Genomic DNA, 15,237 nt, shown 5'->3' on the forward strand with positions numbered 1-15,237 from the left:
CCGCATGGACGAACGCACGCCCCTTTCCCGCGCGGATGTCTCGGCCGAACTCGACGGCACGGGATTCCGGCACGACGGCGAACGGCTGATCGCAGAATTCCGCACGCCGGATTTCGCGGGCGCGGTGCGGCTCCTCGACGCGGTCGCGGTCGAGGCGGATGCGATGAATCATCATCCGGATGTGCGCCTGGGATGGGGCCGGATCGAATTCGACCTCGTCTCGCACGACGTCGGCGGCGTGACGGCGAGGGACGTCGCGCTCGCGCGGCGGATCGCCGAGATCGCGGCCCGGCAGGGTGCGTCGGCAGGGTGATCCGACGGCAGGAGCGGTGAGTCCGCGTCGGGCGCACCGACTCCGGTCGCGATGTCGAGTCGCGAGGCGGCGGTCCGCTGTCGCATTCCGCCCGTACGGCCGGCCGTGAATTCCCGCGAATCAATGGGTCGGCGAATTCTCCACATCCGACCGGAATGCACGCAATTCCAATCGATGCGACTTTATGCTCGGAATAGCCCGTTCCCAGAGAATCCCGCGGAACCCACCGCAGAAACGGAAGTGCACAATGGCAAAGCGCGTGGTCGAGACGCTCATCGACGATCTCGACGGCAGCGACGCCGACCGGACCCTGTCGTTCGCATTCGACGGCGACCAGTACGCGATCGACCTCTCCTCTGCGAACATCGACAAGTTCGAGGCGGCCCTCGCGCCCTACATCGGCGCAGCCCGCAAGACTGCGGGGCGCGGCGGCGCGTCACGTCGCCGCGGCGGCTCCGCGGGGGGCGGCGACACGAAAGACGCCCGCGAGTGGCTCCGCGCCAACGGCCACCAGGTGTCCGATCGCGGCCGCATCCCGGCGCCGCTCATGGAGCTCTACCGCAGCCGCTGAGCCCGACCGGGACACGACTCGGCGCCGCCGGCCGGGACCGACCGCAGGCGGCGCCGTCGTCTCATCGCAGTTCGAGCACGACCTCGTCGATCTCGGTGCCCCGGGCGTTCGCGTAGCCGCGATCACGACCCACCTCGACGAAGCCGAGCTTGTCGAGTACCGCGATCGAGGCCGCGTTGTCGGCCGCGGCGCGAGCGCGCACCGGCCGAGGTTGCGTGTCGAGGAACAGGCGCATCGCGCGCGTCGCGATCCCGCGACCCCACTGCTCGCGGTCGATCCAGTACGTGATCTCGGCGGTCCGCGTCTCGTCGTCGACCCAGCGGGAGACGCTGCCGACGATCCGTCCGTCGCAGCGGACGGTGCGCGCGTCGACGTCCTCGCGCGCGAACAGCTTCGCCCAGTGCGCGTCGAAGGCCGTGCGATCCGACGGATCGGCGGGCGTGAACGCCGCCATGCGGTTCGCCTCGGGATCGAGACGGATGCGGAACAACTCGTCGAGATCGCCAGCGCGGGTCGCGCGCAGGCTCACGACGTGAGGCTCGACCATGCCATGTCCTCCAGGATGCTGCGGACCACCCTGTCCGCGGGTCGGCGCCCATGGATGCGGGCGCTGTGGGGGGTCGAGTTGATCAGTCCGAAGGCGGCGTGGGCCCGGATTCGCAACTCGGATTCGGCCCGGTCGGGCCTCAGGCGGGCGAGCACGCCCACCCACAGTTCGACGTAGGAGCGCTGCAGCCGCCGGACCTCGTGCGCGTCGGCGTCGCCGAGGCTGTCGAGGTCGCGGTCCTGCACGCGGATGACGTCGGCGTTCGCCAGCGCGAAGTCGACGTGGAAGCGGATGAGCGATCGCAGCGCCTCGTCGGGCGCGGCGACCTCCTCGACCGTGCGGCGACCGCCGTCGAGGAGGCCCTGGCTCGCATCGACGAGGATGGCCGCGAGGACGGCGGCCTTGCCCGGGAAGTGACGGTAGACCGCCGGTCCGGAGACCCCGGCCGCCTGGCCGAGCTCCTCCAGCGTCACGCCGGGGTACCCGCGCTCGGCGAACAGACGCGCCGCCGCGGCGAGCAACGCGGCACGACGGTCGGCCTTCGCGCGGCCACGCTCGGTGAGCGTCTCGGTCACGGGCACCTCCGGGGCATTCGGTGAATGCACACTAACCGAGCGTGACGCAGGTGGCAAGCGCGCGGCGCGCGCGCCCCGACCTCCGCGTCGTCAGTGCGAGGTGGCCGCAGCGGCCTCACGCACGAGCCGCACGGCTTCGGCGGCGCCGCGGTTCCAGGGCGTGCCGTGGCCCGGGAGGACCCACGTGGCGTCCGTCGCCGCCAGTCGGTCGAGCGAGTCGAGCGCGATGTCGGGCGCGTCGGTGAACGGCGCGGGTTGCGGCCCCCGACGGCCGGTGAGCACGTGGCGCGTGGTGAGGGCGTCGCCGACGGCGATCGCGTCGAGCGCGGGGGAGTGCACGGCGATGCTGCCGGGCGAGTGGCCCGGCATGGCGATGATCTCGGGCGAGCCGGGGAGGTCGGCGAGTCGTTCGCCGCCCTCGACCGTGCGGGCTTCGGCGAGGTGCTCGGTCTTCGCGCCGCCCTTGCCGAGCGCGTACGCGAAGAAGCGCGCGACGGGCCAGGGGCGGATGCCGCGGCCGAGCGAGGTCGCGGGCTTGTCGCCGCCCTTCGCCCGATCGAGGTCGGCCGCGTGCACGTACACGGGCACGCCGTGGTCGCGGCGCAGGCGTTCTGCGAAGCCGAGGTGGTCGGTGTCGCCGTGCGTGAGGATGACGGCGCGGACGTCGTCGAGCGTGAGACCGTCGTCTGCGAGCTCGGCGACCAGGTCGCGGTAGTGCCCGGCGAGCCCGGCGTCGACGACGGTGACGCCGCGGTCGTCGATGAAGAGGTAGGACGCGACGATCTCGTTGCCGACGCGCCGGAGTCCGGGTGAGAGTTGCATGATGGCTACGATACATAGCTATGATGGCTAGTGTCAATAGCCATGAAGGAGGCGTACATGCCGGCACCCGCGAAGGTCACGCCCGACGCCCTGCGCGCAGCGGCGTGCGGGATCCTCGAGCGGGAGGGCGTGCAGGGGCTCACGATGCAGGCCGTGGCCGCCGAGCTCGGCGTGCGGGCGCCCTCGCTCTACAAGCACCTCCGCGACCGCGACGCGCTCGTGCGGCTCGTCGCGGAGGACGTGGCCACCGAGCTCGGCATCCGGATGGATGCGGTGCTCGCGGCCGGGGCCGACCCGGCCGACGCGGTGCGCGCGATCGCGGCATCCGCTCGACGCTATGCGCACGAGCACCCGCACGGGTACGGGCTGATCTTCGGGCCGCTTCCCGATGCGGCGCGGGCCCGGGGCTCAGCGATGGAGCGGGCGAGCGCGGCGATCCTCGAGGCGGCGCGGCGGCTCTCGGGCGAGGAGCGGGCGCTCGAGTCCGCCCGCACCATCACGGCCTGGATGCACGGATTCACGACCATGGAGCTCGCGGGGGCGTTCCGGCTCGGGGGATCGGTCGACGAGGCGTGGACCTACGGCCTCGATCATCTCGTCCGCGGCCTCGCCTCCCCGGCCTGAGCAGCGCCGCTTGCGGAATTCGGTGAATGATCGCTAACATGAATCCCGGTTAGCGAGCGTTCACCGAATTGCTCGCACGCACGCCACGACGGAGAGGCGGGACGGGAGCGGATGCACACCATCACGAGCGCGATAGATGCGGCGTCCGACGCCGCGCGCGCGAACGCCGACGCCCACGCCGTGCTGGCCGACGAACTGCGCGAGAAGCTGCGCGTCGCCGCACTCGGCGGGCCCGAGGCCTCGCGCGACCGCCACGTCGCCCGCGGCAAGCTGCTGCCGCGCGACCGCGTCGAGCGGCTCCTCGACGAGGGCAGCCCGTTCCTCGAGCTCGCGCCGCTCGCGGCCGGCGACCTCTACGACGACGACACCCCGGCGGCCGGCGTCATCGCCGGGATCGGACTCGTGCACGGCCGACCCGTGATGGTCGTCTGCAACGACGCGACCGTCAAGGGCGGCACGTACTACCCGATGACGGTGAAGAAGCACCTCCGGGCGCAGGAGGTCGCCCTCGAGAACCGCCTGCCGTGCGTGTACCTCGTCGACTCCGGCGGCGCCTTCCTGCCCAAGCAGGACGAGGTCTTCCCCGACCGCGACCACTTCGGCCGGATCTTCTACAACCAGGCGAACCTCTCCGCACGGCGCATCCCGCAGGTCGCCGCGGTCATGGGCTCCTGCACCGCCGGCGGCGCGTACGTCCCCGCGATGAGCGACGAGACCGTGATCGTGCGCGACCAGGGCACGATCTTCCTCGGCGGCCCGCCGCTCGTGAAGGCCGCGATCGGCGAGGTCGTGACCCCCGAGGAGCTCGGCGGCGGCGAGCTCCACGCCCGCACCTCCGGCGTCACCGACCACCTCGCGGAAGACGACGAGCACGCGCTCGAGCTCGTGCGCGACATCCTCAGGACCGTGCCGCCGCTGCCCGAGCGGGCCTGGGCCGTGCGCGAGCCGCGCGAGCCCGCGGTCGACCCGGCGACGCTCACCGCGGCCGTGCCGGTCGACGTGCAGCAGCCCTACGACGTGCGCGAGGTCATCGCCCGCCTGGTCGACGGCAGCGAGTTCCACGAGTTCAAGAAGGAGTACGGCGACACGCTCGTCACGGGCTTCGCGTGGATCGACGGCCACCCCGTCGGCATCGTCGCGAACAACGGCGTGCTCTTCAGCGAGTCGGCCATGAAGGGCGCGCACTTCATCGAGCTCTGCGACCAGCGCGGCATCCCGCTCGTCTTCCTCCAGAACATCTCGGGCTTCATGGTCGGCCGCGACGCCGAGGCCGGCGGCATCGCCAAGCACGGCGCCAAGATGGTCACCGCCGTCGCGACGACCCGGGTGCCGAAGTTCACGGTCGTCATCGGCGGCTCGTTCGGCGCCGGCAACTACTCGATGTGCGGCCGCGCCTACTCGCCGCGGTTCCTCTGGATGTGGCCGAACGCGCGCATCTCCGTGATGGGCGGCGAGCAGGCGGCATCCGTGCTCTCGACGGTCAAGCGCGACCAGATGGCCGTCCGCGGCGAGGAGTGGCCGGCCGACGCCGAGGAGGCCTTCAAGGCGCCGGTCCGGGCGCAGTACGAGGCGCAGGGCAGCCCCTACCACTCGACCTCGCGTCTGTGGGACGACGGCGTCATCGCGCCCGGCGACACCCGCACCGTGCTCGCCCTCGCCCTCGAGCTCGCGAGCCGCACCCCACTGCCCGAGCCCCGCTTCGGCCTCTTCAGGATGTGACCCGGATGACCAACGCCACCACCCGGACGACGACGGATGCCGCCGCGCGGCCGCAGTCGACCCGCCCCTTCGACCGCGTCCTCGTCGCCAACCGCGGCGAGATCGCCGTCCGCGTCATCCGCACGCTGAAGCGACTCGGGATCCGCGCGATCGCCGTGTACTCGGACGCCGATGCCGACGCCCCGCACGTGGCGCTCGCCGACGAGGCCGTGCGCATCGGCCCTGCCGCGGCGGCCGAGAGCTACCTGGATCCCGCGCGCATCGTGCGCGCAGCACTCGAGACGGGCGCCCAGGCGATCCACCCCGGCTACGGGTTCCTGTCGGAGAACGCGGCCTTCGGCCGCGCGTGCGCCGAGGCGGGCATCGTCTTCGTCGGCCCGGGCGAGGTCGCGCTCGAGGTCATGGGCGACAAGATCCGTGCGAAGCGGCACGTGGAGGCATCCGGGGTGCCGGTCGTGCCCGGCGTCAGCGAGCCCGACGCGACCGACGACGAGCTCCTCGACGCCGCGCCGCTCGTCGGCTTCCCGATCCTCGTGAAGCCGTCGGCGGGCGGCGGCGGCAAGGGAATGCAGGTCGCACGCGACCAGACCGAGCTCGAGCACGCGCTGCCCGCGGCGCGCCGGGTCGCGCGCGCCGCCTTCGGCGACGACACCCTCCTGCTCGAACGCTTCGTCGAGCGGCCCCGCCACATCGAGGTGCAGGTGCTCGCCGACGCGCACGGCAACGTGATCCACCTGGGCGAGCGCGAATGCTCGCTGCAGCGCCGACACCAGAAGGTCGTCGAGGAGGCCCCGTCGCCCCTGCTCGACGCCGAGACCCGCGAGCGCATCGGCGCGGCCGCGTGCGATGCCGCGCGCAGCGTCGACTACCTGGGCGCCGGCACGGTCGAGTTCCTCGTCTCGGATGCGGCGCCCGACGAGTTCTTCTTCATCGAGATGAACACCCGGCTCCAGGTGGAGCATCCCGTCACCGAGCTCGTCACGGGCGTCGACCTCGTCGAGCAGCAGCTGCGGATCGCGGCGGGCGAGCCCCTCGCGATCGCGCAGGACGACGTGCGCATGACCGGCCACGCCGTCGAGGCGCGTGTCTACGCCGAGAGCCCCGAGCGCGGCTTCCTGCCTGCGACCGGCGAAGTGCTCGCATGGCGACCCGCGACGGGGGAGGGCGTGCGCGTCGACGCCGGCGTCCGCGCGGGCCAGCAGGTCACGGCGGACTACGACCCGATGATCGCGAAGGTCATCGCGCACGGCGCCGACCGCGCCGAGGCGCTCGACCGGCTCGACGCGGCGCTCGCCGACACGGTCATGCTCGGCGTCGAGACGAACATCGCCTTCCTCCGGTCCCTGCTCGCCCATCCGGACGTGCGCGCCGGGCAGCTGGACACCGGTCTCATCGATCGCCTGCCCGCGGCCGGCGTCACGGAGGCGGCCGACGGGGACGCTGCGGACGCGGCCGGCGACGACGAGACGAGCGTGCCGGGCGACCCGCTGGCCGCCGTCGCCCGCGCGGCACGCGAACGCGACGCCCGCGCCGGCGCCGAGCAGGCGCACGCCTGGCAGCGCGACCGCGGATGGCGCATCGCCGCGGTGACGGCTGCGGAGGACGGTGCCGCAGCCACCGGCGACCTCGGGCGCGCCGACGTCGCGACCGACGCCGACGGCACCGTCTGGGTGCACCTCGACGGCCGGACCGCGGCGTTCCCCATCGTCGACCGCCGTGCCGCCCTCGACGCGCGCCTCGCGATGCGCGAGCGCGGCGGGAGCGCCGACCCGGACCTCCGCGCGCCCATGCCGGGCAGCGTCACGACGTTGCTCGTCGCCGACGGCGACCACGTCGAGGCCGGGCAGGCCGTGCTCGCGATCGAGGCCATGAAGATGGAGCACCGCGTGACCGCCGCCGTCGCCGGCGTCGCCCGCCTGCGCGTCGCCGTCGGCGACCAGGTCGCCCGCGACCAGGTCGTCGCGAGCGTCGAGCCCGGCGCCGCGGCATCCGCCCACGACCTCCGAGACGGCGCACACGATGCCGCCGTGCCCAGCGCATCCCACCACGAGTAGAAGGAGCACCATGCACGACCTGACCGACGAGGAACAGCAGCTCTACGACATGGTCTGCGAGTTCGCCGACACCGTCGTCGCCCCGCAGGCCTACGAGGCCGACCGCTCCCACGAGCTCTCCATGGACGTGGTCGCGCAGATGGGCGAGCTCGGGCTCTTCGGCCTGCCGTTCCCCGAGGAGGTCGGCGGCCAGGGCGGCGACTACATGGCGCTGTGCCTCGCGATCGAGGCGCTCGCCCGCGTCGACCAGTCGGTCGCGATCACCCTCGAGGCCGGTGTCGGCCTCGGCGCGATGCCGATCTTCCGCCACGGCACCGACGAGCAGAAGGCGGAGTTCCTGCCCGACCTCGTCGCGGGGCGTGCGCTCGCCGGCTTCGGCCTCACCGAGCCGGAGGCCGGCTCCGACGCCGGCGCCACCCGGACGACGGCCGTGCTCGACGGCGACGAGTGGGTCGTCAACGGCTCGAAGCAGTTCATCACCAACTCGGGCACGCCCATCACGCGGTTCGTCACCGTCACGGCGGTGACCGGGGAGCGGACGCGCTCCGACGGCTCCACCTCGAAGGAGCTCTCGACGATCATCATCCCGAACGGCACCCCCGGGTTCACCGTCGGGCCGGGGTACGACAAGTCCGGATGGCGCGCCTCCGACACGCACCCGCTGACCTTCGACGACGTTCGTGTGCCGGCCGCGAACCTCCTCGGCGAACGCGGTCGCGGCTTCGCGAACTTCCTCCGGGCGCTCGACGAGGGTCGCATCGCGATCGCCGCGCTCGCCACGGGCGCGGCGCAGGGATGCCTCGACGAGGCGATGACCTACGCGAAGACCCGCAATGTCTTCGGCGTGCCCATCGCCAGCCACCAGTACATCGCGTTCACCATCGCCGGCATGCAGGCCCGCGTGCACACCGCCCGGCTCGCCTGGCACGACGCGGCGCGGCGCGCCGACGCCGGACTGCCCTTCAAGAAGGAGGCGGCGATCGCGAAGCTCGTCGCGAGCGACGCGGCCATGCTGAACGCCCGCGACGCGACGCAGATCTTCGGCGGCATGGGCTTCATGAACGAGACGACCGTGGCCCGCCACTACCGTGACTCGAAGATCCTCGAGATCGGCGAGGGCACCAACGAGGTGCAGCTCATGGTCATCGCCCGCGAGCTCGGGCTGACGGCGTAGGGCGGCTCGGCCGCCGGGGAGGAGGGAGCGTCATGACGGATGCCGAGATGCGCGAGGTCGTGCAGCGCGGACTCTGGTTCGAGGAGTTCGAGGAGGGCGTGCGCTACCTGCACCGCCCCGGCCGAACCGTGACGGAGGCCGACAACGTCCTGTTCACGACGCTCACGATGAACCCGCAGCCGCTGCACCTCGACGCGGCCTGGTCGGCGCGCCAGCCGTTCGGTCGCATCCTCGTGAACTCGCTCTTCACGCTGTCGACCCTCGTCGGCCAGTCGGTGGCGCAGCTCACGCAGGGCACGCTCGTCGCGAACCTCGGGTTCGGGGCGGTCGCGTTCCCGAACCCGGTGTTCGTGGGCGACACGCTGTACGGCGAGAGCGTCGTCGAGTCGAAGCGGCTGTCGTCGTCCCGCCCCGGGGAGGGCATCGTGGTGCTCGGGCACACCGCGCGCAACCAGGACGGCGCCGTGGTCGCCACCGCGTCGCGCACGATGCTCGTCTGGACCAGGGAGGCGGGCGAACGGCAGTCCCGCGGCGATGACGGGGCGAGCGGATGACGCACCCGCCGTTCCCGTTCGGGCCCGCGCTGCTGTTCTGCCCGGCCGACCGGCCCGACCGGTACGCCAAGGCGGCCGAGCGTGCCGATGCGGTGATCCTCGACCTCGAGGACGCCGTGGCCGAGTCGGGGAAGTCGGCGGCGCGCGAGTCGCTCGTGGCCAACCCGATCGATCCCGCACGCGTCATCGTGCGGGTGAACCCGGCGTCCACGCCGCACCTCGCCGACGACCTCGCCGCGGTGCGGCGCACCGCCTACCGCACGCTCATGCTCGCCAAGTGCGAGGGCACGGCCGACCTCGTCGCGCTCGAGGACTTCGACGTGATCGCGCTGTGCGAGACCGCACGCGGCGTGCTCGCCGCGCCGGACATCGCGGCCGTGCCGATCGTCTCCGCGCTCATGTGGGGCGCGGAGGATCTCGTCGCCTCACTCGGCGGCGGCTCGAGTCGTCACGCCGACGGCCGATACCGCGACGTCGCGCGGCACGCCAGGTCCCAGGCGCTGCTCGCGGCCGGCGCGCACGGCGTGTCGGCGATCGACGCGGTGCACCTCGACCTCGCCGACGCGGACGGCCTCCGCGCGGAGGCCGAGGACGCTGCCGCGCTCGGATTCGCCGCCACGGCGTGCGTGCATCCGAGCCAGGTCGAGGTCGTCCGGGCCGCGTACGCGCCGACCGCCGAGCGCCTGGAGTGGGCGCGCGCTATGCTCGCCGAGGCCGGCGCCCGCGAGGGCGACGGCGTGTTCGCCTTCCGGGGGCAGATGGTCGACGCGCCGCTGCTGCGCCAGGCCGAGGCGGTCGTGCGGCGGGGTCGTTCCCATGGCGGGGACGAGGAAGGGACTGGAGCCTGATGAAGATCATCGTCCTCGTGAAGGAGGTCCCCGACACGTACGGGGAGCGCAAGCTCGACCTCGAGACGGGGATCGCCGATCGCGCCGCGAGCGAGGCGGTGCTCGACGAGATCGGCGAGCGGGCGCTCGAGGTGGCGCTCGCCCACGCCGATGCGCACGCCGACACCGAGGTCGTCGTCATGTCGATGGCGCCCGAGAGCGCCGCGGCGACGATCCGCAAGGGCCTGGCGATGGGGGCCGGATCGGCCGTGCACATCGCCGACCCCGGCCTGGCGGCCGCAGACCTCGGCCTCACCGCGCGCATGCTCGCCGCGGCGATCCGGCGCACCGGCTTCGACCTCGTCATCACCGGCAACCTCTCGACCGACGGCAGCGGCGGCGTGATCCCCGCCATGCTCGCGGAGCTGCTGGAGGTGCCGAACGCGACGGCGCTCACCTCCGTCGAGATCACGGATGGTTCGGTGTCGGGAACGCGCGCCGTCGACGGCGGCACCATGCGCGTGAGCGCGTCGCTGCCGGCGGTCGTCTCGATCACCGAGGCACTGCCCGACGCCCGCTTCCCGAACTTCAAGGGCATCATGGCCGCGAAGAAGAAGCCGCTCGAGACGATCGGCGCCGCCGACCTGGGCATCGAGCCCGAGGACCTCTCCGTCGCCGTCTCGATCATGACCGCCGTCGCGGAGAAGCCACCGCGCACCGCGGGCACGAAGATCACGGACGAGGGCGACGGCGGCACTCGCATCGCGGAGTTCCTGATCGAGAACCGGCTGGTCTGAGAGGACGAATGATGACCGACTATCCCACCGACGCCGTCCTCGTCCTCCTCGAGACGACCCCGAGCGGCGAGCTCGCGACCAGCGCGGCCGGCCTCCTCGCGGCGGCGTCCGCGATCGGCACGCCCGTGGGCCTCGCCGTGACCGCGCCCGGCGAGGCGCAGCCGATCGCCGAGCAGGCGGCCGCGCTCGGCGCCGAGCGGGTGCTCGCCGTCGAGACGGCCTCGTCGCAGTCCGAGCTCACGATCCCGCAGGTCGACGCGCTCGCGGCGGCCGCGGCGGTCGTCGCACCCGGCGCCGTGCTCGTCTCGAATTCGATCGACGGGCGCGACATCGCGGGCCGATTCGCCGCTCGAACGGGCGCCGCCATCGCCGTGGACGCGATCGGCGTCTCGCGCGACGACGAGGGCGTGCTCGCCCACCACTCGGTGTACGGGTCCGCGTACGACGTCGTCTCCGCGGCGACCTTCGGGCCGCTCGTCGTCACCGTCCGCCAGGGCGCCGTCGACGCGCGAGCCGAGGCACGGCCCGTCGCAGTCGAGACGCTCGAGGTCACCGCGTCGGGGGCGGCGTCCGCCGCCATCGAGTCGGTCGAGGCCGTGACCGAGACCTCGAGCCGACCCGAGCTGCGGGGCGCCAAGCGCGTCGTCTCCGGTGGTCGCGGACTCGGCTCGGCCGAGAAGTTCGCGCTGGTCGAGGAGCTCGCCGACGCACTCGGCGCGGCCGTGGGCGCCTCGCGCGCGGCGGTCGACGCCGGCTACATCCCGGCCAGCCACCAGGTCGGCCAGACCGGTGTCGCGGTCTCACCGCAGCTGTACATCGCCCTCGGCATCTCGGGCGCGATCCAGCACCGCGCCGGGATGCAGACGGCCAAGAACATCATCGCCGTCAACAAGGATCCCGACGCGCCGATCTTCGACGTCGCCGACTTCGGCGTCGTCGGCGACGTCTTCACGGTGGTCCCGCAGCTGATCAGCGCCCTCGCCGAACGGAAGCGGTGACCCGTGGCCGCTGTCGGGAACCTGCGCAGGGGACTGCCACGTCGCCGAGGCGGTGAGCCCTGGCCTCCGGCCGACGAGGTCACGGGCGATCGCGCCGACGGGCCGGTCGACGCTCCCGCGGCGCCCGTGGCGCCCGCGACGGCCGCCACCGCGCCGCCGCCCGAACGGCTCCCGGCCGCATCGACGCCGGCCGCCGCCGTCGCGACGGCGGCGCCCGCCGCGCCATCGCCCGTGGTCTCCGGCGTCGATCCGGGTGCCGGACCGAGCGCGGGAACCGCCGGCCCCCGGCTTCGCAGCGGGCTTCCCCGCGTGCGCGGAGGTCGGCCGTGGCCCGAGGCCGACGGCGTTCCCGGCGCGACGACCTCCGAGGCGCCGGATGCCGCGGCCACCGCATCGCAACCCGGCCCCGCCGTCGAAGCGGCTGTCGTCGAACCCGCCGCCGCCGAACCCGTCGCCCCGTCGCCGTCGGCGATGCGATCGGCTGCGGCCGCCCCCGCAGCCGTGGCGGGCACCGTGCTCCGGCGCGGGCTCCCTCGGGTGGCCGGGGGAGACCCGTGGCCGCCCGTCGGATCGCTCGCCGAGGCCGTACCGGCGGCGGCACCCGCGGCGGACGCCTCCGCGGCGCTGGTCGCCGCCTCCGCGCCGCCCCCCGACGTCGTGACCCCGCCCCCGCCGATGCCGGCTCCCGCCGAGTCGGTTCCCGCCGAGTCGGTTCCCGCCGAGTCGGTTCCCGCCGAGTCGGCTCCCGCCGAGCCGGCTCCCGCGGCATCCGTGGCGCCGGTGCCGGAACCTCCCGCGCCGGCCGCCGCGCCGGCGGTGCCCGCGGCGCCTGCTGCGGCGACGGCCGCGGCCTCGAGCACCCGCCCGCAGGAGGGCCCGGAGCGGTACGGCCCGTTCACGCGGCGGCAGTGGGTCCGGGCATCCGTGGTCGGCGTCCTCGCGATCATCGGCGCCGCGACGATCGTGGTCCAACTCACGCGGTGGTTCCTCGGGCTGGAGTTCATGCAGGACTTCATGGCGACCTACCCCGGGGAGACCCACCTGCCGGAGGGGGCGCCCGTCGGGTTCCCGGCGTGGCTCGGCTGGCAGCACTTCTTCAACGTCTTCCTCATCGTGCTGATCATCCGGTCGGGCCTGCAGGTGCGCACCGAGCGCCGCCCGCCGGCGTCGTGGACGCCGCGCTGGTCGAAGGGCGGGCAGGGCCGGATCAGCCTCACGCTGTGGTTCCACCAGTCGCTCGACATCCTGTGGCTCGTGAACGGACTCGTCTTCGTGGTGCTCCTGTTCACGACGGGCCAGTGGATGCGTGTCGTCCCGACCAGTTGGGAGGTCGTCCCGAATGCGATCTCGGCCGGGCTGCAGTACCTCTCGCTGGACTGGCCGCTCGAGAACGGCTGGGTCAACTACAACAGCCTCCAGGTGCTCGCCTACTTCGCGACGATCTTCATCGCGGCGCCCCTCGCCGCGATCACCGGCGTCCGGATGTCGGGCCTGTGGCCGAAGAACGCCGCGACCCTCAACCGCGTCTACCCGGTCGAGTGGGCCCGCGCCGTGCACTTCCCGGTCATGCTCTACTTCGTGGGGTTCATCGTCGTGCACGTCGCGCTGGTGTTCCTCACCGGGGCGCTGCGCAACCTCAACCACATGTACGCGGCGCAGGACGCCGACGGCTGGCTGGGCTTCTGGATCTTCGTGGCCTCGCTCGTCGTCATCGCGGCGGCGTGGGTCGCCGCCCGCCCGAGCGTGCTCGCGCCGATCGCCGGACTGTTCGGCCGGGTCGGTCGATAGGACGACCGGAGGATGCCGCGGCGCGACGCCCACGACGGGGGGCGCGCCGCGGCATCCGCTCGTTCAGACCGCGATGTCGCGGCGACGGAACACGAGCCAGCCGACCGCGAGCAGGGCGGCGACGACGGCGTAGTTCAGCCAGATCGTGCCGTCCCAGCCGTTCAGGATCGGCGAGTCGCCGTACGCCCAGCTGTACGGCGACCAGTCGTGCAGCCACGAGAGGTCGTCGCTCTGGTTCCCCAGTGCGTTGAGCGCGTACGCGACCACCGCGACGCCCGAACCGGCACTGACCGCCCACGACCGGCGACCCGTCACGGCGCCGACGCCGATGGCCGCCGCCGCGGCCAACGACACCAGCCCGAGGAACGCGACCGCGGTCGCGACGAGGTTGCCGAACTCGATGCCGAGCTCGGCGGGCTCGTTCAGGACCATCACGACCGCGACGCTCACGATCGCCAGCCACACGAGCTTGGCGAGCACCGCGGCCGCGCGCTCGGCGAGGACCTGCCCGCGGAGCACGCCATGGGCGAGCGTGAGTTCGAGCTGGCCGTTCTCCTCGTCGTTCGCGATCGCTTCGGTGCCCCATCCGACGGCCGCGATCGTGAGGAGCACGAAGCCGATGAGGCCGTAGAACGTCGCCTGCGCGTACCCCGGTCCCGATCCGATCTGGTCGTAGTTCAGCGACCTGACGAGCTCGGGCGGCAGCGTGTCGATGATCTGCTGCATCTGGCCGTTGCCGCCGAACGACGGGTACAGCGGCAGGTAGAGGAACAGCGCTGCGAGGATGCCGATCGTCCAGCCGACGAGGCCGCGCCAGCCGTCGAGGATCGAGCGGCGGAAGAGGGGGAGCGTGCGGTTCATCGCTTCGCCGCCTTCCGGTCGGCCTCGACGGGTTCCGCCGTCGACGAGACGTCGGCGCCGTAGTACGCGAGCACCATCTCCTCGAGGTCGGGTTCCTCCATCGTCAGGTCGAGGACGTCGAGGCGCGCGACGGCCTTGACGAAGGCGTCGACGTGCGCGTCGAGGGTCGCGGAGAGCGCGACCGTGCCGGGACCGTTCGGTGCCGCAGCGAGGCCGGCCACGCCGTGCAGCGAGTCGAGCGTGGCGCGCGCGTCCGCGGCATCCGCCTCGGCCACCACGACCTTGACGTGCCGCACCGCGTTCTCGCGGAGGGCGGCGACGCTCGAACGCTCGACGATGCGGCCCTCCTTGAGGATCGCGATCTCGTGCGCCGTCTGCTGCACCTCGCTCAGGACGTGCGAGCTGAGGAACACGGTCTGCCCCTTCGCCTTCGCCTCGTGGAGCATGGCGTGGAACTCCTGCTGGACGAGTGGGTCGAGGCCGCTCGTCGGCTCGTCGAGCACGAGCAGCTCGGGTTCGTGCATGAAGGCCTGGATGAGCCCGACCTTCTGCTTGTTGCCCTTGGAGAGGCTGCGCACGGGGCGGCCGAGGTCGACGCCGAGCCGGTCGGCGAGGTCGTCGACCGCGCCCGTGCGGACGGGGCCGGAGATCTCCGCGTAGTGCGCGAGGAACTCGCGGCCCTTCACGCGCGTGCCGAGGTGCAGCTCGCCGGGCAGGTAGCCGATGCGTCGCCGTAGCTCGGCGCCGCCCTCGCGCGGTGCGCGGCCGAGCACGGAGAGCTCGCCGGCCGTCGGCCGGATGATGTCGAGCAGCAGTCGCATGGTGGTGGTCTTGCCCGCGCCGTTCGGCCCGATCATCCCGAACACGCTTCCGCGCGGGATGTCGAGGTCGAGGCCGTGCAGGGCCGTGGTCGCGCCGTAGCGCTTGGTCAGGCCGCGCGTGCTGACGGCGGCCGCGGTGTCGTCGGTCATGTGGATCCTCTCGTCGGTCGATGGATGGGATGCCGCGGCGCG

The 15,237-nt window shown here is 73.0% G+C and carries 16 protein-coding genes; 11 read left to right on the forward strand and 5 right to left on the reverse strand.

Annotation, left to right across the window (positions count from 1 at the left end):
- Window positions 1-4: 4 nt before the first annotated feature.
- Complete coding sequence (locus tag ABME02_RS17595) at window positions 5-313, forward strand: 4a-hydroxytetrahydrobiopterin dehydratase (RefSeq protein ID WP_353816662.1); 309 nt, start codon at window positions 5-7, stop codon at window positions 311-313.
- A 247-nt stretch (window positions 314-560) separates the two neighbouring features.
- Window positions 561-884, forward strand: coding sequence for a histone-like nucleoid-structuring protein Lsr2 (locus tag ABME02_RS17600; RefSeq protein ID WP_353816663.1), 324 nt, complete (start codon window positions 561-563; stop codon window positions 882-884).
- 61 nt (window positions 885-945) lie between these two features.
- On the opposite strand, the gene ABME02_RS17605 is transcribed toward ABME02_RS17600, so the two are convergent.
- The 3 genes from ABME02_RS17605 to ABME02_RS17615 all read right to left on the reverse strand — a co-directional run bounded on the left by ABME02_RS17605 (window position 946) and on the right by ABME02_RS17615 (window position 2,828).
- Window positions 946-1,431: a GNAT family N-acetyltransferase gene (locus ABME02_RS17605; protein ID WP_353816664.1), complete on the reverse strand. Its 486-nt coding sequence runs from the start codon at window positions 1,429-1,431 to the stop codon at window positions 946-948.
- Window positions 1,410-2,006, reverse strand: coding sequence for an SACE_7040 family transcriptional regulator (locus ABME02_RS17610; protein WP_353816665.1), 597 nt, complete (start codon window positions 2,004-2,006; stop codon window positions 1,410-1,412). The genes ABME02_RS17605 and ABME02_RS17610 overlap by 22 nt, the downstream gene beginning before the upstream one ends.
- A gap of 90 nt (window positions 2,007-2,096) precedes the next feature.
- On the reverse strand, window positions 2,097-2,828 hold the full coding sequence (locus ABME02_RS17615) for an MBL fold metallo-hydrolase (protein ID WP_353816666.1): 732 nt from the start codon (window positions 2,826-2,828) through the stop codon (window positions 2,097-2,099).
- A 57-nt stretch (window positions 2,829-2,885) separates the two neighbouring features.
- Here ABME02_RS17615 and ABME02_RS17620 point away from each other — a divergent pair, with 57 nt between their 5' ends.
- The 9 genes from ABME02_RS17620 (at window position 2,886) to ABME02_RS17660 (ending at window position 13,363) form a co-directional block, all read left to right on the forward strand.
- Window positions 2,886-3,452 carry a TetR/AcrR family transcriptional regulator gene (locus tag ABME02_RS17620; protein WP_353816667.1) on the forward strand — a complete coding sequence of 189 codons (567 nt, stop codon included), beginning with the start codon at window positions 2,886-2,888 and terminating at the stop codon, window positions 3,450-3,452.
- A 111-nt stretch (window positions 3,453-3,563) separates the two neighbouring features.
- Window positions 3,564-5,171: a carboxyl transferase domain-containing protein gene (locus tag ABME02_RS17625; RefSeq protein ID WP_353816668.1), complete on the forward strand. Its 1,608-nt coding sequence runs from the start codon at window positions 3,564-3,566 to the stop codon at window positions 5,169-5,171.
- Window positions 5,172-5,176: 5 nt separating this feature from the next.
- Window positions 5,177-7,225 (forward strand): acetyl/propionyl/methylcrotonyl-CoA carboxylase subunit alpha, encoded by a 2,049-nt coding sequence (locus ABME02_RS17630; protein WP_353816669.1) that lies wholly within the window; start codon window positions 5,177-5,179, stop codon window positions 7,223-7,225.
- Between the two features lie 10 nt (window positions 7,226-7,235).
- Entirely contained in the window at window positions 7,236-8,399 is a 1,164-nt protein-coding gene (locus tag ABME02_RS17635; protein WP_353816670.1) for an acyl-CoA dehydrogenase family protein, read from the forward strand.
- 32 nt (window positions 8,400-8,431) lie between these two features.
- Window positions 8,432-8,953, forward strand: coding sequence for a MaoC family dehydratase (locus ABME02_RS17640; protein ID WP_353816671.1), 522 nt, complete (start codon window positions 8,432-8,434; stop codon window positions 8,951-8,953).
- Window positions 8,950-9,801 (forward strand): HpcH/HpaI aldolase/citrate lyase family protein, encoded by an 852-nt coding sequence (locus tag ABME02_RS17645; RefSeq protein ID WP_353816672.1) that lies wholly within the window; start codon window positions 8,950-8,952, stop codon window positions 9,799-9,801. The genes ABME02_RS17640 and ABME02_RS17645 overlap by 4 nt, the downstream gene beginning before the upstream one ends.
- Window positions 9,801-10,577, forward strand: coding sequence for an electron transfer flavoprotein subunit beta/FixA family protein (locus ABME02_RS17650; RefSeq protein WP_353816673.1), 777 nt, complete (start codon window positions 9,801-9,803; stop codon window positions 10,575-10,577). Before ABME02_RS17645 ends, ABME02_RS17650 begins: the two co-directional genes overlap by 1 nt.
- 11 nt (window positions 10,578-10,588) lie before the next feature.
- Window positions 10,589-11,575 carry an electron transfer flavoprotein subunit alpha/FixB family protein gene (locus tag ABME02_RS17655; RefSeq protein WP_353816674.1) on the forward strand — a complete coding sequence of 329 codons (987 nt, stop codon included), beginning with the start codon at window positions 10,589-10,591 and terminating at the stop codon, window positions 11,573-11,575.
- 3 nt (window positions 11,576-11,578) lie between these two features.
- Complete coding sequence (locus tag ABME02_RS17660; RefSeq protein WP_353816675.1) at window positions 11,579-13,363, forward strand: cytochrome b/b6 domain-containing protein; 1,785 nt, start codon at window positions 11,579-11,581, stop codon at window positions 13,361-13,363.
- A gap of 63 nt (window positions 13,364-13,426) precedes the next feature.
- Here the strand turns inward: ABME02_RS17660 and ABME02_RS17665 are convergent, their stop codons facing one another.
- Both ABME02_RS17665 and ABME02_RS17670 read right to left on the reverse strand, forming a co-directional pair.
- A complete protein-coding gene (locus ABME02_RS17665) occupies window positions 13,427-14,224 on the reverse strand; it encodes an ABC transporter permease subunit (protein ID WP_353816676.1) in 798 nt (265 codons plus the stop codon).
- Window positions 14,221-15,195, reverse strand: a complete 975-nt coding sequence (locus ABME02_RS17670) for an ABC transporter ATP-binding protein (RefSeq protein WP_353816677.1) — start codon at window positions 15,193-15,195, stop codon at window positions 14,221-14,223. Before ABME02_RS17670 ends, ABME02_RS17665 begins: the two co-directional genes overlap by 4 nt.
- Window positions 15,196-15,237: the final 42 nt, after the last annotated feature.

The sequence above is a fragment of the Agromyces zhanjiangensis genome (assembly GCF_040496055.1).
Lineage (GTDB): Bacteria > Actinomycetota > Actinomycetes > Actinomycetales > Microbacteriaceae > Agromyces > Agromyces zhanjiangensis.